Source organism: Flavobacterium sp. C4GT6, from assembly GCF_036347315.1.
Classification (GTDB): domain Bacteria; phylum Bacteroidota; class Bacteroidia; order Flavobacteriales; family Flavobacteriaceae; genus Flavobacterium.
On record NZ_JAZGZU010000008.1, the window covers coordinates 38,820 to 60,044 of the forward strand.

The 21,225-nt window shown below is 35.0% G+C and carries 14 protein-coding genes and 1 pseudogene; 8 read left to right on the forward strand and 7 right to left on the reverse strand.

What is annotated here, in order from left to right:
• The first annotated feature begins 190 nt into the window (after positions 1-190).
• From V3Z67_RS10900 to V3Z67_RS10920, 5 genes are all read left to right on the forward strand, one after another.
• Complete coding sequence (locus tag V3Z67_RS10900; RefSeq protein ID WP_330443335.1) at positions 191-2,746, forward strand: glycosyl hydrolase 115 family protein; 2,556 nt, start codon at positions 191-193, stop codon at positions 2,744-2,746.
• Positions 2,747-2,785: 39 nt separating this feature from the next.
• A complete protein-coding gene (locus V3Z67_RS10905) occupies positions 2,786-4,927 on the forward strand; it encodes an alpha-glucuronidase family glycosyl hydrolase (protein WP_330443336.1) in 2,142 nt (713 codons plus the stop codon).
• Positions 4,928-5,345: 418 nt separating this feature from the next.
• A complete protein-coding gene (locus V3Z67_RS10910) occupies positions 5,346-8,414 on the forward strand; it encodes a SusC/RagA family TonB-linked outer membrane protein (protein WP_330443337.1) in 3,069 nt (1,022 codons plus the stop codon).
• Positions 8,415-8,424: 10 nt separating this feature from the next.
• On the forward strand, positions 8,425-10,371 hold the full coding sequence (locus V3Z67_RS10915; protein WP_330443338.1) for a RagB/SusD family nutrient uptake outer membrane protein: 1,947 nt from the start codon (positions 8,425-8,427) through the stop codon (positions 10,369-10,371).
• Positions 10,372-10,539: 168 nt separating this feature from the next.
• Positions 10,540-11,577, forward strand: coding sequence for a LacI family DNA-binding transcriptional regulator (locus V3Z67_RS10920; RefSeq protein ID WP_330443339.1), 1,038 nt, complete (start codon positions 10,540-10,542; stop codon positions 11,575-11,577).
• 7 nt (positions 11,578-11,584) lie between these two features.
• Here the strand turns inward: V3Z67_RS10920 and V3Z67_RS10925 are convergent, their stop codons facing one another.
• The 4 genes from V3Z67_RS10925 to V3Z67_RS10940 are packed head-to-tail and all read right to left on the reverse strand — an operon-like array spanning position 11,585 to position 16,392.
• Complete coding sequence (locus V3Z67_RS10925; RefSeq protein WP_330443340.1) at positions 11,585-12,949, reverse strand: MFS transporter; 1,365 nt, start codon at positions 12,947-12,949, stop codon at positions 11,585-11,587.
• A gap of 11 nt (positions 12,950-12,960) precedes the next feature.
• Positions 12,961-14,370 (reverse strand): glucuronate isomerase, encoded by a 1,410-nt coding sequence (uxaC, locus tag V3Z67_RS10930; RefSeq protein WP_330443341.1) that lies wholly within the window; start codon positions 14,368-14,370, stop codon positions 12,961-12,963.
• A gap of 15 nt (positions 14,371-14,385) precedes the next feature.
• Positions 14,386-15,558 (reverse strand): mannonate dehydratase, encoded by a 1,173-nt coding sequence (uxuA, locus tag V3Z67_RS10935; protein WP_330443342.1) that lies wholly within the window; start codon positions 15,556-15,558, stop codon positions 14,386-14,388.
• A 12-nt stretch (positions 15,559-15,570) separates the two neighbouring features.
• A complete protein-coding gene (locus V3Z67_RS10940) occupies positions 15,571-16,392 on the reverse strand; it encodes an SDR family oxidoreductase (protein ID WP_330443343.1) in 822 nt (273 codons plus the stop codon).
• Positions 16,393-16,597: 205 nt separating this feature from the next.
• Between V3Z67_RS10940 and V3Z67_RS10945 the strand changes: the two genes are divergently transcribed.
• The 3 genes from V3Z67_RS10945 to V3Z67_RS10955 all read left to right on the forward strand — a co-directional run bounded on the left by V3Z67_RS10945 (position 16,598) and on the right by V3Z67_RS10955 (position 19,086).
• Complete coding sequence (locus V3Z67_RS10945) at positions 16,598-17,620, forward strand: sugar kinase (protein WP_330443344.1); 1,023 nt, start codon at positions 16,598-16,600, stop codon at positions 17,618-17,620.
• Entirely contained in the window at positions 17,607-18,281 is a 675-nt protein-coding gene (locus tag V3Z67_RS10950; RefSeq protein ID WP_330443345.1) for a bifunctional 4-hydroxy-2-oxoglutarate aldolase/2-dehydro-3-deoxy-phosphogluconate aldolase, read from the forward strand. Before V3Z67_RS10945 ends, V3Z67_RS10950 begins: the two co-directional genes overlap by 14 nt.
• 76 nt (positions 18,282-18,357) lie before the next feature.
• The gene (locus V3Z67_RS10955) at positions 18,358-19,086 is read left to right on the forward strand and encodes an NUDIX hydrolase (RefSeq protein ID WP_330443346.1); all 729 of its coding nucleotides are present in this window, start codon (positions 18,358-18,360) and stop codon (positions 19,084-19,086) included.
• A 14-nt stretch (positions 19,087-19,100) separates the two neighbouring features.
• Here the strand turns inward: V3Z67_RS10955 and V3Z67_RS10960 are convergent.
• From V3Z67_RS10960 to V3Z67_RS10970, 3 genes and pseudogenes are all read right to left on the reverse strand, one after another.
• Positions 19,101-19,235: pseudogene (locus tag V3Z67_RS10960) on the reverse strand (IS3 family transposase); the annotation flags it as partial.
• A 522-nt stretch (positions 19,236-19,757) separates the two neighbouring features.
• Complete coding sequence (locus V3Z67_RS10965; RefSeq protein ID WP_330443347.1) at positions 19,758-20,285, reverse strand: DoxX family protein; 528 nt, start codon at positions 20,283-20,285, stop codon at positions 19,758-19,760.
• 11 nt (positions 20,286-20,296) lie between these two features.
• A complete protein-coding gene (locus tag V3Z67_RS10970; RefSeq protein ID WP_330443348.1) occupies positions 20,297-21,223 on the reverse strand; it encodes a VOC family protein in 927 nt (308 codons plus the stop codon).
• Between the last annotated feature and the right edge of the window lie 2 nt (positions 21,224-21,225).

Below are 21,225 nucleotides of genomic sequence, written 5' to 3' on the forward strand. Positions count from 1 at the left end.
ATGCAGAGAAAGAAAATGCATATTTCAAAAATATAACATAATTATAGTGCTCTTGTCTAAACAAAATGAAAGTTACGAATACGTTTGCGCTTATATTTCAAAAAAATATGATAATTAAGAAATTTAAAAGGTATTATTGAAATACAAAAGTTTAATATTTACGGTATATCCTGGGATTAATTAAAATATAATGAAACAAATAATAACCTTTTTAATAACCTTAGTCTCTTTAAATAGTGTTGCACAGGAAGTTATAACTGATAGTAATAACGGAATAGATTTTCCGGTTGTTACAACAGAAACTGTTACAACTGTATTTTATGATAAGAATGAAGATTCACTTGTATCAATAGCAGTAAACCTTTTTACAGATGATATTGAACGTGTAACAGGGAAAAGACTACAACAGCTTACAAAGATTAACAAAGAAAAGAATATCATCATAATAGGTACCGTAGAGAAATGCAGTTTTTTTAAGGAACTTGAAAAAAATAAAAGAATAGATTTTTCTTCCCTAAAAGGAAAATGGGACGGGTATATGATTCAGGTGGTTAATAATCCTTTTAAAGGAGTTGACAGGGCATTGATTATTGCAGGTAGCAATAAACGGGGAGCAGCTTACGGTGCTTTGGAACTGACTAAACAAATGGGAGTTTCTCCCTGGTATTGGTGGGCAGATGTACCGGTAAAGAAAAAAGAACAGATTTTTATAAAAAGCAATGTAAATATTAATGATGCTCCTAAAGTAAAGTACAGAGGTATTTTTATAAATGATGAGGCACCCGCGTTAAGTGGCTGGGTGGAAGAGAATTTTGGGAAGTTTAATCATGAGTTTTATACTAAAGTGTTTGAACTATTGCTAAGAAACAAAGCCAATTATTTGTGGCCTGCAATGTGGGGCAGGGCTTTTAATGATGACGATAAGCTTAATCCGATATTGGCCGATAAATGGGGGATTGTTATGGGAACATCCCATCATGAACCAATGCTAAGAGCTCAGGAGGAATGGAAGAGATATGGCAGCGGAGCATGGGATTATACAAAAAATGAGGAGGTTCTTAAAGATTTTTGGAAAAAGGGTATTGAGAATATGGGGTCTCATGAAAGTTTGGTAACTATTGGTATGCGTGGTGATGGTGATGAACCTATGACTGAAGGTACTGCCACAGCGCTTTTAGAGAGAATAGTTAGAGACCAACGCAATATTATAAAAGAGGTAACGGGAAGGCCTGCAGAAGAAACACCTCAGGTTTGGGCACTGTATAAGGAGGTTCAGGATTACTATGATAAAGGTATGCGTGTGCCCGATGATGTTACATTACTGCTGTGTGACGATAATTGGGGAAATATAAGAAAATTACCAGAGAGGAATGAAAAGGAACGAAAGGGCGGATATGGTATATACTATCATTTTGATTATGTGGGAGGACCAAGAAATTACAAATGGATAAATACCAATAATATAGCCAGGGTATGGGAACAAATGCATTTGGCATGGGAATACAATGTGAAGCAGATATGGATTGTAAATGTTGGCGATATAAAACCGATGGAGTTTCCTATTTCTTTCTTTCTGGATTATGCGTGGAATCCTGATAAGTGGACACCTGATAATTTAAGGTATTATTATACACAGTGGGCTAAAGGTCAGTTTGGAGATACATATGCCAAAGAGATAGGTGTTGTTTTGCAAGAATACGGTCAACTGGCTTCAAGGCGAAAACCTGAACTAGTTGATGAAAATACCTATAGTATTGAAAATTATGACGAGGCTTTCAGGGTAGTTAACAAATACAAACAGTTATTGGAAAAAGCAGAAAAAATTGAGAAACAATTACCGAAGGATTATAAAGATGCTTACTATCAGTTGGTTTTACACCCTATACAAGCCAATGAAAATTTACATAGAATGTATGTAGCTGTTGCCCTGAATAAAAAGTATGCATCTCAAAATAATGCAAAAGCTAATGTTTATGCAGATTTAGTGAAAGAACTTTTTATAAAAGATTCCCTTATTTCTAAGCAATATAATAAAGAGCTGTCTTCAGGTAAATGGAATCATTTTATGGATCAGACACATATAGGTTATACCTCTTGGTTTGATCCTAAAAACAATATAATGCCATCGGTATCCTATGTTTCAAACGATGCTAAAGTTAAGCCCTATAACGAGTTTACTGAGGTTGTTAAATCTTCTAAAGAAGTGGCTATAATGGATGCTAATACTGTTTTTTATGAAAAGGATGGTTATGTTTCCATTAATGCAGAAAACTACAGTAAAGCAAACAACACAAATGGTATTGAATGGAAAATTATACCAGATATAGGTCGTACAGCGTCAGGAGTTAGTCCTTTTCCGGTAACGGCTCCTGTCCAAGATCCAAATTCGGGCGGACCTAGTTTGGAATATATTTTTTACAGCTATGAGGACGGTCCAGTAAATATACAAACCTACTTTTCGCCAACACTTAATTTCCATAATACGGATAACGGATTACGCTATGCTGTTTCGGTAGATGACTCCCAACCTGTTATTCTTAGCATAAACGGAGAGAAAGAAGAGAGGGCATGGGCTGGTTGGGTAGCAAACAATATCATTATTAAAGAAGCCACATTAAAGGAGCTTAAACCCGGAAAGCATACAGTTAAGATATGGATGGTAGATCCGGGTATTGTACTACAAAAAATCATATTGGATTTTGGAGGTATGAAAAAAAGCTACTTAGGTCCCCCTGAAACCAGATAATGAACTCACATTTATATTTAATTGCAATACCACATAAATATGACACCAAAATTCTCACGAGGATTTTTATTTATTTTAATCCTTTTATTTCCTTTATGTCTTAAAGCTAATGACGGTTATGACCTTTGGCTCAACTACAGAAAAATTGAAAATAAAACACTACTTGATAAATATAACAAAGCTTTTAACGGTTATTATATCACAGGGAATTCTGAGACTCTAAAAGCTGCTGAAAATGAGCTTAAACGTGCTTTTTCAGGATTACTGGACACTAAGCCTAAAGTTTTGAATTCTATTACAAATAACTGCATTGTCCTGGCAACAAAAAATGAGTCGGTGCTCAATGGTCAAATCTCTGCTAAAGATTATGAAGCATTAGGAAAAGAAGGCTTTATAATTAGGACGGTAAAAATTAACAGCAAAACCTGTACATTAATTACTGCTAATACTGATATTGGTATTTTATATGGAGTTTTTCATTTTATAAAACTTATACAAACACAGCAAATAAGCGACAAACTAACTATTACTGAAACACCTAAATTAGATATAAGGGCTTTAAATCACTGGGATAATCTTGATGGTAGTATAGAGCGCGGTTATGCAGGCAATTCCTTATGGAAATGGGATGAATTACCTAATACAGTTGATAAAAGATATATTGATTATGCAAGGGCAAATGCTTCTGTAGGAATTAATGCTACAGTATTAAATAATGTAAACTCCAATCCTAAGATTTTAACCAAAAGCTATCTTGAAAAGGTAAAGGCTCTCGCAGATGTTTTCAGGCCATATGGTTTAAAGGTATATCTGTCTGTTTCATTTACTTCTCCAATAAAACTGGGAGGTTTACCTACTGCAGATCCACTTAATCCACAAGTGATTGACTGGTGGGAAGCTAAAGCTGAAGAAATATATACGCTTATTCCTGATTTTGGAGGTTTTTTGGTAAAGGCAAACTCAGAAGGACAACCCGGACCTCAGGATTACGGACGTACACATGCAGATGGAGCTAATATGTTGGCTCAGGCTTTAGAACCATATAAAGGAGTTGTAATGTGGAGGGCTTTTGTGTACAATAGTGATCCTGAAGAAGACAGGGTTCTTCAGGCTTATAATAGTTTTAAACCTCTTGACGGTAAGTTTAAAGACAATGTACTTGTGCAAATTAAAAATGGTCCTATAGATTTTCAGCCAAGAGAACCTTTTTCACCACTATTCGGTGCAATGCCTAATACTTCACTCATGATGGAGTTTCAAATTACACAGGAATATTTAGGGTTCTCCAATCATTTGGTTTTCCTTTCCACCTTGTATGAAGAAACGCTGGATTCTGATACCTATGCTAAAGGAAAAGGAAGTACAGTAGCAAACGTAATTGAAGGGAAATATTCCTCTAATAAGCTTACAGGTATGGCAGGGGTGTCAAATATTGGCAATAGCAGAAACTGGTGCGGGCATCCTTTTGCCCAGTCTAACTGGTATAGCTTGGGAAGGCTGGCCTGGAATCCTGAAACATCGTCGGAAAGCATAGCAGACGACTGGATACGTATGACTTTTTCAAACGATAAAGAATTTATTGTGCCTGTAAAAAAAATGATGTTACAATCCAGGGAAACTACTGTAGATTACATGACACCTTTAGGACTGAACCATATAATGGCTTATGATACGCATAGAGGACCGGGACCCTGGGTTGATACTGCAGCACAGCCTAATTGGAAATCTACGTACTATCACAGGGCAGATAGTATAGGTGTTGGTTTTGATAGGACTAAAAGTGGTTCTAATGCGGTATCACAATATTTTCCTGCTGTAAGGGACACCTTTAACTCTATTGAAACATGCCCTGAAAATCTTTTATTATGGTTTCATCATGTTAACTGGAAACATAAAATGAAATCAGGTAACACTTTGTGGGATGAAATGTGCCAGCATTATTATACTGGTGTAGATAAAGTAAGGAAAATGCAGTCTTCGTGGAATAAATTAAAATCTTTTATTGATGAAGAGAGGTTTGTTAAAGTAAAGCAGTTGCTTGAAGAGCAGCAGGAGGAAGCTGTGATTTGGAGAAACTCATGTGTACTTTATTTTCAGACTTTTTCAAAAATGCCTATTCCGGAAGAACTGGAAAGACCTGAAAAGCCATTAACCTATTATATTGATTTAAAAATAGAATAGTTTTTTTAATCAATAATTCCATTTTTTATATAGGTTATTATGAATATGTTTTTTAAATCTACTTCTTTAATACTTTTTAAGCGTTATAATTTAATTATTATTCCATAAACCTATTTAAAATAAAATATTCACAAATTAGGTGTTATTTTTTTGAAGATAATGTTTTTATTGAATTTTTAACTAAAACGTATTCGTAGCTTTTATGTAGTAGATTTTTAACTTAAAATAAGAAAATTTTACTTTTGGTCTATAACACCATAAGGTGGTTTAAATAATTAAAAAATAGGTTTTTAAATCATTACATAAAAAATTTAGAGGGTGTTTTACGCTTAGTTTACGAAATCGATTTAGTAAAGAGTATTTAATGAATACTCAAAAAACAAACACAAATATTATTAATAACCAACTACTAACTATTATGAAAAAACTCTACAAAGTATCAATTAAACCCCATCGCCTTTTATTGGTTTTGGCTTTAGTCTTTAGTACGCACTTGTGCTGGTCTCAGGATATGAATGTAAGTGGTAAAGTTACTTCGGGGGATGATGGTATGGGGATACCGGGTGCTCTGGTTGCAGTTAAGGGTACTACAAACTCTGTAGCAACAGATATAGATGGTAACTATACTATATCGGCACCCCTAAATGCTGTATTACAGTTTTCATTTATAGGTTACCAGTCTCAGGAAGTTACTGTTACCGGAAATACTGTAAATGTAGTATTACAGGAGGAGGCACAGGAGCTTAACGAGGTCGTGATTGTAGGTTATGGTGCACAACGCAAAGAAGCTGTAACAGGATCTGTTGTGTCTATAAAAGGAGATGCCATAAGAGAGGTACCTGCTCCTAATATTACACAAGCATTACAAGGTCGTCTTGCAGGGGTCGAAATCAATCAGACTTCATCGCAACCTGGTGCATCAATGCAAATACGTATAAGGGGTGCCCGTTCTTTAACAGCAAGTAATAACCCTTTAATTGTATTAGATGGTATACCATTTCCGGGTTCTTTAACAGATATAAGTACAGATGATATTAAAAGTATAGATGTATTAAAAGATGCATCTGCTACTGCTATTTACGGTTCAAGAGGTGCTAATGGTGTAATTTTAATAACAACTAATAGAGGAACAATAGGTCAAAAGGCCAAATTTACCTATAGCTCATATTATGGGGTTAGAAATGTCTTTTCAGACTATCCAATGATGGGCGCAGCCAAATATGCAAAATTACGTGCTGATGCCGGAATGTTTTCAAATGGGATTGATGAGTCTGATGATATCAATACTGATTGGCAGGATTTGTTTTACAGAACAGGAACTGTAGAAAATCATCATTTTAATGTATCTGGAGGATCTGCTACGGGCAGCTATAGTTTTAGCACAACATATTATAAAGATGAAGGAGTTATACCACTTCAGGATTATGAACGTTTTTCACTGGTTAGTTCTCTGGATCAGCAAATAGGTAATTATGTAAGAGTTGGTTTTAATACAAATAACAATTATTCAATTACTAACGGAAGTACTTTAGGCACTTATGGTGTTTTAAGTATGTCACCACTGGCAAATCCTTATAATGAAGACGGTTCATGGAAGAGAACGGTAAGTATGCCTTTAGACGAGCAATGGGTATATTCTAGGGATATAATGAATAATCTTGGTGATAGTTTTTTAGATCAAAATAAGGCTTTTGCCTCATATAATACAGTATATGGTGAGGTGAAAATTCCGGGGGTTGATGGATTAAAATATAGATTGAACTTAGGAGGAAACATTAGGATGAGTACAGGAGGTACTTATACAGGAGAGGGAGTATTCAGCACAAATCCAGATACGCCATCAACAGCTACAATTAATAATTCTTTTAATAGTAACTGGGCTGTTGAAAATATACTTAGTTATGATCGCACTTTTGGAGGTAAGCATACAATAAATGCTATTGCTCTTTATTCTGCACAGGAAAACTTCTTTAACAGCTCTTCCATTTCAGCAAGAGAAATACCTTCAGATGCTTTCCAGTTTTTCAATTTGGGGCAGGCACAAGGGGAAATAACTATAAATCCGGCAAATCAGAGCTATCAAAAGAGTGGGTTAGTTTCATATATGGGACGTTTAATGTATTCTTATGATGACCGTTATATGGTAAGCGCAACTTTTAGGTCAGATGCGTCTTCAAGACTTGCTCCGGGGCATCAGTGGCATTCTTATCCGGCTGTTTCTGCAGGATGGAATATTGCTAATGAATCTTTTATGAATGGACTGGATGAAATTAGTCTTTTAAAATTGAGGGTAGGTTATGGTGAAACTTCAAACCAGGCAGTTGATCCATATAAAACTTTAGGATTACTAAGTACACGTCCGTATAACTTCGGAGGTGATTTTGTTACCGGATATTATGTATCTGAACTTCCAAATCCAAATCTGGGATGGGAGTTTTCAAAAACATGGAATTATGGTCTTGATTTTGGATTATTTAATAATCGTTTATCTGGAACTTTAGAATACTATGTACAAAATACAAATAATGTATTATTAGGAGTTAATTTACCGCCAACAGCCGGAGTAGGTAGTTATACCGCTAATATAGGCGAGACGCAAAACAAAGGTTTTGAGCTTTCCCTTAACGGTTTAATATTAGATAATCCAAATGGTGTAACATGGAGTGCCGGTTTCAACCTTTATTCTAATAAAAATAAGCTAACAGCACTAGCATCAGGACAGCAGGAAGATGAAGCCAACTGGTGGTTTGTGGGTAAACCGATAAATGTTATTTATGATTATAACAGACTTGGATTATGGCAGGAAGGAGACCCCCATCTGGATATATTAGAGCCGGGAGGTAATGTTGGTATGATTAAGGTAGAATATACCGGAGATTATAATGAAGATGGTACACCAACAAGGGCTATTGGCCCGGATGATCGTCAGGTTTTAGATGTTAATCCTGATTTTCAGGGAGGTTTCAATACCAATGTAAACTATAAGAATTTTGATTTAGGTATTGTAGGAGGTTTTCAGAGCGGAGGTATTCTTATAAGTACACTTTACGGTTCTACAGGATATTTAAATATGCTTAACGGTCGTAGGGGGAATGTTGATGTTGATTATTGGACGCCTGAAAATACAGATGCCAGATACCCTAAACCGGGAGGTATAACTAGTGGTGATAATCCTAAATATGGAAGTACATTAAGTTATTTTGATGCTTCTTATGTAAAAATAAGAACTATTACACTTGGCTATACCTTTAATCAGGACTTTATTAAAAAGGTAGGTATAGATAAATTAAGGCTTTATACTACGGTGCAAAATGCATTTGTGTTATACTCTCCTTATCATAAGGAAACCGGTCTTGATCCGGAACCTAATTCATATGGTAATCAAAACGCAGCTGTGACTGATACTTATCAAAGCAGGTTACTTACAGTAGGAACTAATACACCTGCCACACGTACTTTTATGCTTGGTTTAAATCTAACATTCTAAAAAAACTATTATGAAAAATTTAAAAATAAAAACTATAGCAGCTACACTTTTTGCAACTATAATGTTTGTAGGATGTAGTGATGAAATTTTAGAGGAACAGCCACGTAGTATTTATACTCCTGATTATTTTAAGACAGAAGAAGGGGTTTATGGAGGGTTAACATCAATGTATGCTCATTTAAGATATATATACGGACAGGCTTATTACTATAATAGTTGTCTTACAGGGACTGATGAAGTAACCTATGCCCAAAGTGCTGATGCAAACTTTAAAGATATGGATCTTTCGGGGGTTGGGCAGGTAACTAGTGTTACCAGTCGTGCCGATGTTTTGTGGGGTGCTGCTTTTCCAAATATTAATACAGCAAACGGTATAATAGAAAATGCCACTGAAGTAGGTACAATACCAGAGGCACTTATATCCGAAGCAAGATTCTTTCGTGCATTTGATTATTTTATGCTGGTACAAACATTTGGCGGTGTTCCGTTAGATTTAGGTACCGGAGAGCTAAAGTTTAATACAAATCCGGTAAGAACATCTGTTCGCAATACAGTTCCCGAAGTATATACTAAAGTAATATTTCCTGATTTGTTAACAGCTATTAATGATTTACCGGAAGCAGGACGTGTTACTGGCGGAGTTACCAAAACAGTTGCGCGCCTTTATTTGGCAAAAGCATACTTAACTTACGCATGGTGGCTTGAGAATCCTAACAATATTCCAACCTATCCTGATACTTCCAGAGTAGACCCTGATGGGCAAAGTGCACAATGGTATTATCAGCAGGCTTATGATATTGCTGTAGAGGCTATAGATAATCCGGGACCATTTGCTTTACAGCAAACCTATTATGATGTTAATTTGGGTTCTAACGACCGTAATAATGAGATACTCCTATATGCAGATCATACTGAGTCTAGTGAATTTTATAATGGAGCAAGTCTAACTTACAGTAATGGTACAGCACCTGATAATTTTGCAGGATGGATGATGACCTGGAATTACACCAATATTAGAAGTGCTGCCGATCAAACTCAAGAAACCCTTATAAGCTCGGTACAACGAGAAGCTTCACAGCCTCTTGGACGCCCTTGGACACGTATGTGCCCTACTATTGAAGTTATTACAAATACATTTGCAGATAAAACAAATGACTCACGATATGACGGCACTTTTACAACTGTTTATCGTGGTAACTGGCAGAAAGGCGGAGTAACTAATGAATTTTTATATAATGCTAATAACATTGAGGTTTATCCTGGTGATGCCATATTAACCTTTTTGAATGAAGAGCCTACAGAGTTAATTGATTATTCAAACTCTACATACAAAAGTAATATTGGTGCAGGTGTCTTACCTGGCAGGGCAGACTATGTAATATCTCCACAAGGTATAAGCAGACTTACTTATCCGGGGTTATGGAAACTGGGGACTTACCGTACTGATAATGGAAGTGGTTTAGGGCAGCCTAATGCGGCCAGTACACGTCCTTTCAATATAGCAAAGTTCTCCGAACTATATTTTATAGCAGCAGAGGCTAATGTAAAAGGAGCATCACCGCAGGGAGGTAAAACTGCTTATGATTTGATAAATGTTATTCGCGCCCGTGCAGGTATGTGGCGTTGGGATAATAATGGTAATATGGTTAAAAATGAAGACAATAGCGCGGCAATGGTAGCTGCTACACCAACAAATATTGATATTAACTATATTCTTGCCGAGCGTTCACGTGAGTTTTACGGAGAAGGTTATCGTTGGTTCGATCTTGTACGAACACAAAAATGGAATGAGTTAGCTTCAACCTATACTATTTGTGGTTCAGATACTGGTGATCACACACCACAAACAATTCAGCGTAGTATAGAACCTTACCTTTATTTACGACCAATTCCTCAGGGGCAGCTTGATGCTATGGTAGGAAATACGCAAGGTTATCAAAATCCGGGATATAATTAAATTAGTTTGTGTTAAGTTGAGTTTAAACCTGTGACAGCCACTGTTGCAGGTTTAATTTTTTATATCGATAAAAAAAATGTTATAATTTATTCCTATAAATGGTTAATTGATTAATATTTTATTGAAAATTATTATAATTGCTTAACTAATTAATCAATACAATTATAAATGGCTAATATTACAATAAAAGATATAGCAAAAGCACTTAATTTTTCTGTTTCAACCATTTCAAAAGCTTTAAATAACAGCTATGAAATAAGCGCTGAAACAAGAAAAATAATAATTGATTATGCTAATCAGCATAATTACCGGCCAAACAGACTGGCAAAGAGCCTTAAAATAGGGCATACTAACTCAATAGGTGTAATTGTAAACTCTTTTTTCAGCAGTACTTTTCTGGCTCAGGTATTAGATGGTATACATAAAGCCTCCAATGAGGTAGGCTGTGATATTATTATAATGCAGAGCTATGAAAATGTAGCGAATGAAAAAGCCTGCTTAGACTCTTTGATCTCTAAAGGGGTTGATGGTATTTTATTGTCTCCTGTTAGCGAAACTTCTAATTCTGATTACATAAACCTTATTAATGAAAAACACTGTCCGATTGTCTTGTTTGATAGATTAAATCCTGAAATTAAAACAACTAAGATTGGGGTAAATGAATATAAAGGAGCTTTAGAGGCTACCCAGCATCTTATAGATATTAACCGAAAAAGAATATTATTTATAACTGGAGATAAATTTGGTGATAATAATCAAAGAATTCAGGGGTTTAAAAAAGCGTTAAAGAATTTAGATATACCAATTAATCCGAGATACATGGTTTTTTGCAATCTGGAAAACACTGATGAAATGGATGCAAAAATAAGTAATTCCATACTGGGGTTAATTGAGCAAAATATAGCCCCTAATGCCATATTTGGTGCCACAGATGTTATTACTACCAGAAGCTTGGGTATTTTAGCAAAATTAAAGATAAAAGTACCCGATGAAATTGCGGTAATAGGTTTTGCAAATACCGATATTGCTTTTTCTCTTAATCCTTCGCTTTCTGCGATAAGGCAGCCGGCAAAAGACATGGGGTATTTAGCACTTAAAAAACTTATTGAGCTTATAGAATGTGCATCAAATACAAAAAGGACATCATTATATGAAACTATATTACTTGAAACGTCTATAAATATAAGAAAATCTACAACCCTGTAATTAGTATTTATTTTAGTTTAGGCACCAAAAGTTTCATTATAAACCAGGCAAACAAATAGGCTACTGCACAAAAACTGAACACTATTGTGTAGCCAGAAGTTAGGTCGCCCGTAGCTTTATAGGAGTCAAAAAGCCTACCTACAAGAAAAGATGTTAAAGCTCCTCCTATACTGCCGGCCATTGTTCCTATGCCTATTACGCTGGCTATTGCATACTTGGGAAACATATCAGATACTGTAGAGTATAGGTTTGCAGACCATGCCTGATGTGCAGAGGCACATATTCCTATTAAAACTACCGGAATCCAGAATGTTATTTCACCTAACGGCTGAACTAATAACACAACCAACGGTATAAGAGCTATAAAAAACATTGCCTTTCGTCTTGCAGGTGCAGTGTCGTACCCTCTTTTAATGAAGTATAAAGGAAACCACCCGCCACAAATACTACCTACCATGGTCATGCTGTATAATACAGCCAACGGCAGAGTAATATCTGTATTTTTTAATCCGAATTGTGAAGTGAGATAGGAGGGAAGCCAAAAAAGCAGGAACCACCATACACCGTCTGTAAAAAATTTACCCAATGTAAAGGCCCATGTTTCCTTAAAAGCCAATAATTTAAACCATGAAGTTTTAGTTTCCTTTATCTCTTCAGGAGCTATATCATTAACTTCACTGCCCTCTGTTATATATTCATATTCCTCAACAGTTAATCTTTTTTGTTTTGAAGGATCATCATAATAGATACACCAGAAAACAAGCCATACAAAACCTAAAGATCCTATTATGATAAATGAACTCTCCCAACCTAAGTGATAAGCAATCCAAGGAACAGTAAGTGGTGCCAGAATAGCCCCTATGTTTGATCCGGAGTTAAATATACCTGTTGCTAACGACCGTTCTTTTTTAGGAAAATATTCTGCAGTTGCTTTAATAGCAGCAGGGAAATTAGCTGATTCACCAATTGCAAGAATAGCCCTTGCTATGATGAAGCCAGCTACCGAAACAGAAATCCCCGTAATACCTAATATTCCTAAAAGATCTGAAGTACCCTTTCCTATGGGAATAGCAAAAGCATGTAATATGGCTCCTATGGACCAGATTATTAAAGCTATGGCATACCCTTTTTTTGTACCTATTTTATCAATAAGCCGACCTGAGAATAGGGTAAACAATCCATAAGTAAGTTGAAAGATGGCAGTAATCAACCCATAATCAGTATTGGTCCATTTTAATTCTTCCTCAAGAATAGGATGTAATAAACTTAGTACCTGCCTGTCCAGATAGTTTATTGTTGTACCAAAAAAGAGTAGTGTACAAATTGTCCAGCGATAATTACCAATATTGTTTATGAGTTTTGTTTTATCCATCTATATTAACTTTAGTTCAGGTTAAAGTATTTTTTTGCATTGTAGTAACAGATGTCTGAAATTACAGATCCTATCCAGGTGACATCATTAGGCAGGAAGCCTTTTCTGATATCCTCGGCAAAAAGGTTACATAGCAGTCTCCTGAAATATTCATGGCGTGAATAGGAAAGGAAACTTCTAGAGTCGGTAAGCATACCGATGAAAGTACTTATCAGGCCCTGATTAGAGAGTGCGTTTATCTGATTTGTCATTCCGTCAAGCTGATCTAAAAACCACCAACCTGATCCGTATTGAATTTTCCCCCTGATGCCTTCGCCCTGAAAGTTTCCTGTCATTGTCGCAAATAGTGTAGTATCAGCCGGATTAAGATTGTATAATATGGTTTTAGATAATTTGTTGGTAGTTTCCAATTCATTTAGTAATACGGACAATGTTTCAGCCTGTTTATAATCTCCTACTGAATCAAAACCGGTATCACGGCCTAAAACGGAAACTTTATATGCATTGCTATTTCTTAACGCTCCTAAATGAAATTGCTGTACCCATCCTTTTTCGTGGTACATTTTACATAACTCAACCAACATGAAATAGGTAAAACTTTCTTTTATTTCAGGAGCTTTACTGTCATTGCCATTTAAAACCTCCTTAAATATTTTCTCAATATCAGTTTTACCAAATTTTCCCTTATGAGGTATGGCACTTAATCCATGATCAGAAGATACACACCCTGCTCTATCAAAATAATCAATTCTTATTTTAAATGCCTGTAGTAAGGATTCTAAATCTATTATTGTAATATTGGTAAGCTCTCCTAATTTCTGCAGATAGTTTCTGAATTTATTTCCGTAATCAATATTAAATATTTTGTCCGGACGAAAAGTAGGCAGTACTTTGACTTTTGAATTATCATGACGTATTTTAAGATGATCTTCAAGAGAATCAATAGGGTCATCTGTAGTACCAACCATTTCCACATTGAAATTACTTAGTAATCCTTTTGCTGAAAAGGACTGTGATTTAAGTTTTTCGGAAGTTGTATCATAAATTTTTCGGGAAGTGTCCTGATTTAAAAATTCCGTTATACCAAAGGGATTTTTAAGTTCCATATGTGTCCAGTGAAATAACGGGTTTCTTAAGGTATGAGGTACTGTTTGTGCCCATTTAGAGAATTTTTCATAATCAGAGGCAGTACCGGTTATATATTCTTCTTCGATACCCAAAGCCCTCATGGCTCTCCATTTATAATGATCACCTTTTAGCCATGCTTGGGTTATATTTTCAAAATTTATATCATTAGCAATAGCCGAGGGAGATAGATGAGAATGATAATCTATTATAGGTTGATTTTGAGCATAATTAAAGTATAACTGCTCTGCAATATCAGATTCAAGAATGAAATTATCTTTTAAAAAGAATGACATAGTGTAATTTTAAGATTATTGTCCCATAATTCCAAGTTCCAGGCCTCGTAGTTCTGCCAACCCTTTGAGCCTTCCAATGGCCGAATATCCGGGGTGTGATGTTTTTTTAAGATCATCAAGTATCTGATGTCCGTGATCTGGCCTGAAAGGAATAGGGACAGAACGGTTATTATTTTCTTTTACGATAGCTTTCATAACTTCATACATATTAACATCACCGTCTAAATGATCTGCTTCATAAAAATTACCTGACTTATCCTTTTTTACATTTCTTAAATGTATAAAATATACCCTTTGTTTTACCGCCTCAAATATTTGAGGAATGTTATTATGAGTACCTGCACCTAATGAACCGGTGCAAAAGCATATACCATTAAAATCATCTTTAACCTCATTAATTATATATTCAAGATCTTCTTTATTACTTACAATTCTTGGTAGCCCCAATATAGGGTAGGGAGGATCATCAGGATGGATTGTCATTTTTATTGCCTCCTCTTTGCAGACATCAGCAATTGATTTGAGAAAATAAATAAGGTTTTGCCTTAATCCTTTATGACCAATTGACTGATAGGTTTCTATACTTTGCTGCAAACTCTCAAGAGTGGTACTGCTTTCCCCGGGCACTCCCATAAGGATAATATCCTTTAAGGTGTTACTTTCCTGTATAGTAATTATATCTTTTATTTTTTTTGCCTGCTGTAAAACAGTATCAGAGTAGTCTTTTTCAGCATCTTTTCGTTTCAGAAGGTAAATGTCAAAATAAGCTACTGAAGCCCACTCAAAATAAAGGGCTTTTGCTCCATTATTGAGTTCAAGGTCCAGTTTTGTGCGGGTCCAGTCTAAAACCGGCATAAAATTATAGCATACAGTTTTTAAGCCACAGGCACTTAGGTTTTTTAGCGATGCTTTGTAATTAGACAGATACATTTCTGCATCTTTACTACGTGTTTTTATGGCTTCATGCACAGGAACACTTTCTACTACAGACCAGATTAAGCCTGTATCCTCAATCTGTTTTTTTCTTTTTTGAATTTCTTCTACAGTCCAAATCTCACCATGCGGAATATGATGCAGTGCAGATACTATTCCGGTAGCTCCAGCCTGTTTTATATCCTGAAGGCTAACAGTGTCATCGGGTCCATACCACCTCCAGGCTTGTTCTAGTTTATTTTTATAAATATTCATAAATCAATATAATTATACACCACACCAGGCATTAAAGCCCCCATCAACAAAAATTGTTTCACCATTTACAAATGCGGAAGCATCACTTAATAAATAGACTAGGGTGCCCTGTAGTTCTTTAGGATTACCAAGTCGTGAATAAGGAGTATTATCAACAAATTTCTTTGCACGTGGTGTAAAGCTTCCGTCTGCGTTTGTTAAAAGGGTACGGTTTTGTTCGGTAAGAAATACACCGGGTGCGATAGCATTAACACGTACTTTATCACCATAACGAAGTGACAGTTCTGTAGCCATCCATTTAGTATAACCGTCTATACCGTGTTTTGCTACAGTATAACCTAAAACACGGGTAATAGATCTACTTGCAGCAAGGGAAGAAATATTGATAATTGAACCTTTACCTTTTTTAGCTATTATTTCTCCAAAAACATGAGTAGGGATTATAGTTCCATAAAGGTTAAGTTCAATCGCTTTTATGGTGTCTGATACTTTTGAATTAAAAAAGTTTTGATTTGGTTCAAAAGTTGCTCCCGGAATATTGCCCCCGGCAGCATTAACCAAACCATCAATTGTTCCAAAATGAGTTAATATAATATCTCTGGCCTTTATAACATCTGTTTCATTAAGCACATCAGCTATTACTGCAATAGCTTCTGCCCCATATTTAGAAGCCAGCTTTACTCTTGCATCAGCCTTTTCTTTATTACGCCCCAAAACAGCTATTTTTCCTCCGGCCTGTGCAATTGCCTGTATAAACGATTCACCCAAAACACCGGTTCCACCTGTTACGACTATAACTTTATCCTTTAAGGAAAAAGAGTCTAAAATATCCATAGATAAAATATTGGTTTATAATCTTTTTTCAATATTCAATATTACCCTTAAAATTCAAGAAAGGTTATTTATTACAAATATTTCAGCTAAAACGTATTCGTAAGTTTAGACAGCTTCTGTAAGTATAGCTGTTTTAAATATTTTATTTTTGAATAGAAGGCTAAACTCAATAAAATAGATGCCTTAATAAAAACATTGTAAAAACTTGGATGAAATAACTCTTTTACAAGACCATAAGATATGCTGCTTTGGAGAAGTATTACTTCGCTTTGCGTTAAAAGACAGTTGGGTTTCTGATTCGACTATTCCTTATTATATAGGCGGGGCAGAGCTCAATGTTGCAACTGCACTGGCATTATGGGGTATTCCTGTAAATTATCTTACAACCTTACCCGATAATTATATTGGCAAGGATATAAGTAATCAGATTAAACAAAGAGGAATTAATACTGATAAAGTTTTTTATTCAGGCAATAGATTGGGAGTATATTACCTGCCTTATGGGACCGAAGTTAAAAATAATGGAGTAGTATATGACAGGGATTTCTCATCCTTTTCACAATTAACACCCGGTATGATTGATTGGGATAAAGTTTTTGAAGACTGTATCTGGTTTCATTTTAGTGCTATTAGCCCTGCTCTTAATAAAAATATTGCCCTTATCTGTAAAGAAGCTGTTACTGCTGCATCTGCAAAAGGTATAACAATATCAGTAGACCTCAATTACAGAAATAAATTATGGAAGTATGGCGAATTGCCTGATGTAATAATGCCTGATCTAGTTCGTAACTGTAACGTAATAATGGGAAATATTTGGGCTGTTGAGAGTCTTTTAGGGATATCTGCACCTCTTTCTAACAGTAAAAATGTTTCTAACAGTGAATTGAAGGAAGCAGCATTAATAAGCATAGAAAGAATACAGAAAAAATATGAAAAGGTTTATGCAATTGCTCTTACCTACAGGTTAGAAGAGTCTTATTTTGGTGTACTCCAAAAGGAAAATGCTTTTTTTACCTCAAATATTTTTGAAAACATAACTGTTACAGATAGTGTAGGCAGTGGTGACTGTTTTATGGCAGGGCTTATTTACGGTATATATAATAATCTTCCTTTTCAGGACATAATTAATTTTGCTGCAGCTGCAGCTGTATGTAAACTTGCTGAACCCGGCGATGCAACAAAACAATCAGTTGAGCAGATTAAAAGAATTTTAAATGATGCGAGATAAAAAAGTTATATATAATCGTATAAAAAGTGAGGGGCTGCTTCCTTTGTTTTATCATGACGATACAGAAGTTTGTATTGCAGTTACAAATGCTTTATTTAAAGCGGATATTTCAATAATAGAGTTCACTAATAGAGGCAAAAATGCCATAAAAAATCTGCGGGCTATTATAAAGGAACGTAATAGTTCAATGCCGGAACTTCTTATTGGGGTTGGTACAGTAATCAATGCCGATGAAGCCCATTTATTCATTGAGCTTGGAGCTGATTTTTTAGTAAGCCCTTTTTTTGATGAAACAGTTAATACAGCCGCAGTAAAAGCAAAGATCCCGTACCTTCCCGGATGTATGACTCCAAGGGAAATTCACCTTGCTGTAGCTGCCGGATGTACTACTATAAAGCTGTTTCCCGGAAATGTGCTGGGATCAGGATTTGTTGAGGCAATACGACCTCTTTTTAATGATATTGATTTTATAGTTACAGGAGGTGTCGAAACTAATCAGGAGAATATTACTTCATGGTTTAAAAGCGGTGTATCGGCCGTAGGATTAGGGAGTAAACTGATAACTAAAAATATACTTACAAACAAAGACTACAATTCATTGACGGAAACAGCCATTTTGGTTAAAACTGTAATAAACCAAATAAGGGATATTAACTATTAATTCAGCTATAAAAACTTTGTTATTTATTTGGCAATATTCAAAAGCCTCTTGTGAATACCCAGCTATAACACCTTAAATGATTTACAAAGTGGAAAAAAAAATTAATAAAGAGTCAGGAAAGGCCACAGAAAAGTCAGTAATGAACTCCATTACAATTGACTGTGTAATATTTGGGTTTAATAAAAACGGACTTGAAGTACTTCTTGTTCAACACGGTGTAGGTATACGTAAAGGGGAGTGGGGTTTGCCAGGAGGATGGATAAGAGAAAAGGAAAGTATTGATAATGCCGCTAAGCGGCTTCTTGCTGACCTGACAGGTCTTAATAATGTTTATTTGGAACAGCTGAAAGCGTTTGGCAGGCCAGATCGTTTTCCTTTAGGCAGAGTAATAACCATAGGTTACTTTGCATTAATAATGCGAGATGATTATACTATTCAGCCCGGTTTTACTGCTTCCGATGCAAAATGGTATAAGATAAATGAAATACCAAATCTGATTTATGACCATAACACCATACTTGATTACAGTATTGATTGCCTACGTAACCGCGTAAGGCAGGCTCCTATAGGTTTTAACCTTTTACCAGATAAATTTACTCTTTTGGAACTAATGCGCTTGTACGAAGAAATTTTAGGTATTGAGATGGACAAATCTAATTTCAGAAGGAAGATACTTAAAATGAAACTACTTGTTGAACTTAACGAAAAACAAAAGAAAGTTTCTCACAGGGCAGCTAAATTATATGAGTTTGATCAAAAGATATATGATAAACTAACAGAAAAGGGATTTAACTTTGAGATTTAGTTTATTATGTTAAATACTATTTCATTCTTTAAAGTACCATTTATTCTTTCTGTCAAGGTATTTTGATAACAATCATACCCATCTGTCATTGAAAGTGTTATGTTGATTTTGTTCAATACGTCTTGATAAACTTTGGAACAGTACTGTAATCGTATTATGTCCTATGGTTCCGATGATTAATAGCCCTAAAGCAATACCTTTTAGTAAATTGTTTGGGTTTAAAAGTATGAGGATTAGTCCATTTACCACTAGAGTTGAAAAAAGTATCAACGCAGAACGATAGCCTGTTGTTAAAACAGATTCCATCCTTTTATTTCTGGTTGCTGTAGTTCATGATTCGTCTTGGTAAAGATCCTTGCTACTTCCATTTTACGATAGTTGTGTATTGTAACCGACACACCAGCTATGAGAAAGAATAGACCTCCTATCAATAAAAACACACCCTAAACCTTTAATTAATTGATGTGGTGTATATAATTTAAAAAGAGTGAATCTGCCAATAAGGAATATCATTCCAATAATAGAAGCTTGAATAGCTGTATTTCTATCGCTTTGATAATACTGACAAATGTATTCTACCATTCTATCATATTTTTAGTATTTAATTAAATGCAAAAGTAAGTTCCCTTTTAAGCGAACTACTTTGTTTAAAAGCTCAAAAATACCTTTGCTTAATTAATACTTTTAGTTTTTAACTTTAATAAATGATCTAGTGAATAATGTCCTCCTCCAACAAAGAACAAACATAGTGCTATTACAAAATATAGCAGAGCCAGTTCTGCTGAGCCTGAACCTGCTGCACTATGCCCATCAGCTTTTGCCAGCCATAATGGAAATCCAAAAAAAGGATCTCCATCACCTTCAGACGAATATTTTACGGTAATACGATAAATAGGGTCTTTAAAAGGGATATGCATGAAAATAATACCAACAAACATAGTTATGGAAGCTCCTAGTGATACTAATGGTAAAAAAATGCCGAGTATTAATGCAATACCACCTCCAAATTCACTTATGACAGCTAATAATTGAAGTATGCCGGGGAAGGCATCTCCCGCGAAGCTCATAGGTGTTGTAAGCTTCGGCAATCCATGTATTATTAATCCAAAACCTGCTATTAGACGTAGTATTAATAACCCAATCGAAGCAAAGCTGTTACTTTTACGTTCTCCAAAAAGAAGATCTGAAATTGTTCTCATAATTTTGATTTTTAATTTTTTAATCCGTCAATAAAAATGTAAAGTGATTTTATTTTCCCGTTTTCAATAACAAATATATCTTGACCTGTTATAGTATCAGGCTTGTTTTCTGTGCCAAATTGCCAGAATAATCTAGCTATGTTGTTGTGACTTTCAATTGGCTGTGCTAAACTAAAATCAAAGTCAGGATGTTTTTTTTGTAAATCCTCTATGAAATCATTCAAGTTTGAATGTCCATTTATTACAAAAAATGGATCGACTATTTCTACATCTTCTTTGTAAACTTTTTTAATGGACTCATTTCGTTTTTCAGCATTTTTTTCTGTCCATATATCCAAATGCTTTTTTGCTAAAGCTTCAATGTCTACTTTGCTCATTTTTGTTTGTATTTTTAATATTAAATTTTCTTCTTTATCGGTTGTTTTCTCGGAATATGAAATCAATTCCATTTGTGTTCCCCAGGGAGACATAAAGTATGTCCATAATTCTCCATTACTATTTCTAAATGGTTCATCTAAAAATGTTACTCCTTTGGATTTAAGATAAGCCATACTATTATAAATGTCATCTGTATAGAATGCTATATGATACCATGTAAGATCATCTCCATAAGGCAATTCTATATTCCTTTCTTCAGACTTATTTTGAAATAACTCTATCTTACTTCCATTCCCTGATTGAATTATTACAATTCTCTCTATTGTGACATTCTTATGGATTTTGTAAAGTTTTTCCCAATTTACATCTAGTTCTGCCAGATTAAGCTCTGTTGCTTTTTCAAAGCCTAAAATTTCTGAAAAGAAAGTCATTGCTCTATCTATATCCGTAACATTGATACCTACGTGATCTATCCCTTTGATATTAAAATTTTGAGCAATTGATTGGTTGCTAACCATTGTTATTAAACCAATAGCCAAGATTAAAACTTTTGTTTTCATAA

Bases quoted from the DNA above. Each gene is read 5' to 3' on its own strand.
- V3Z67_RS10900 (WP_330443335.1), top strand. From the start codon at position 191: ATGAAACAAATAATAACCTTTTTAATAACCTTAGTCTCTTTAAATAGT.
- V3Z67_RS10905 (WP_330443336.1), top strand. From the start codon at position 2,786: ATGACACCAAAATTCTCACGAGGATTTTTATTTATTTTAATCCTTTTA.
- V3Z67_RS10910 (WP_330443337.1), top strand. From the start codon at position 5,346: ATGAAAAAACTCTACAAAGTATCAATTAAACCCCATCGCCTTTTATTG.
- V3Z67_RS10915 (WP_330443338.1), top strand. From the start codon at position 8,425: ATGAAAAATTTAAAAATAAAAACTATAGCAGCTACACTTTTTGCAACT.
- V3Z67_RS10920 (WP_330443339.1), top strand. From the start codon at position 10,540: ATGGCTAATATTACAATAAAAGATATAGCAAAAGCACTTAATTTTTCT.
- V3Z67_RS10925 (WP_330443340.1), bottom strand. From the start codon at position 12,949: ATGGATAAAACAAAACTCATAAACAATATTGGTAATTATCGCTGGACA.
- uxaC (WP_330443341.1), bottom strand. From the start codon at position 14,370: ATGTCATTCTTTTTAAAAGATAATTTCATTCTTGAATCTGATATTGCA.
- uxuA (WP_330443342.1), bottom strand. From the start codon at position 15,558: ATGAATATTTATAAAAATAAACTAGAACAAGCCTGGAGGTGGTATGGA.
- V3Z67_RS10940 (WP_330443343.1), bottom strand. From the start codon at position 16,392: ATGGATATTTTAGACTCTTTTTCCTTAAAGGATAAAGTTATAGTCGTA.
- V3Z67_RS10950 (WP_330443345.1), top strand. From the start codon at position 17,607: ATGATGCGAGATAAAAAAGTTATATATAATCGTATAAAAAGTGAGGGG.
- V3Z67_RS10955 (WP_330443346.1), top strand. From the start codon at position 18,358: ATGATTTACAAAGTGGAAAAAAAAATTAATAAAGAGTCAGGAAAGGCC.
- V3Z67_RS10965 (WP_330443347.1), bottom strand. From the start codon at position 20,285: ATGAGAACAATTTCAGATCTTCTTTTTGGAGAACGTAAAAGTAACAGC.
- V3Z67_RS10970 (WP_330443348.1), bottom strand. From the start codon at position 21,223: ATGAAAACAAAAGTTTTAATCTTGGCTATTGGTTTAATAACAATGGTT.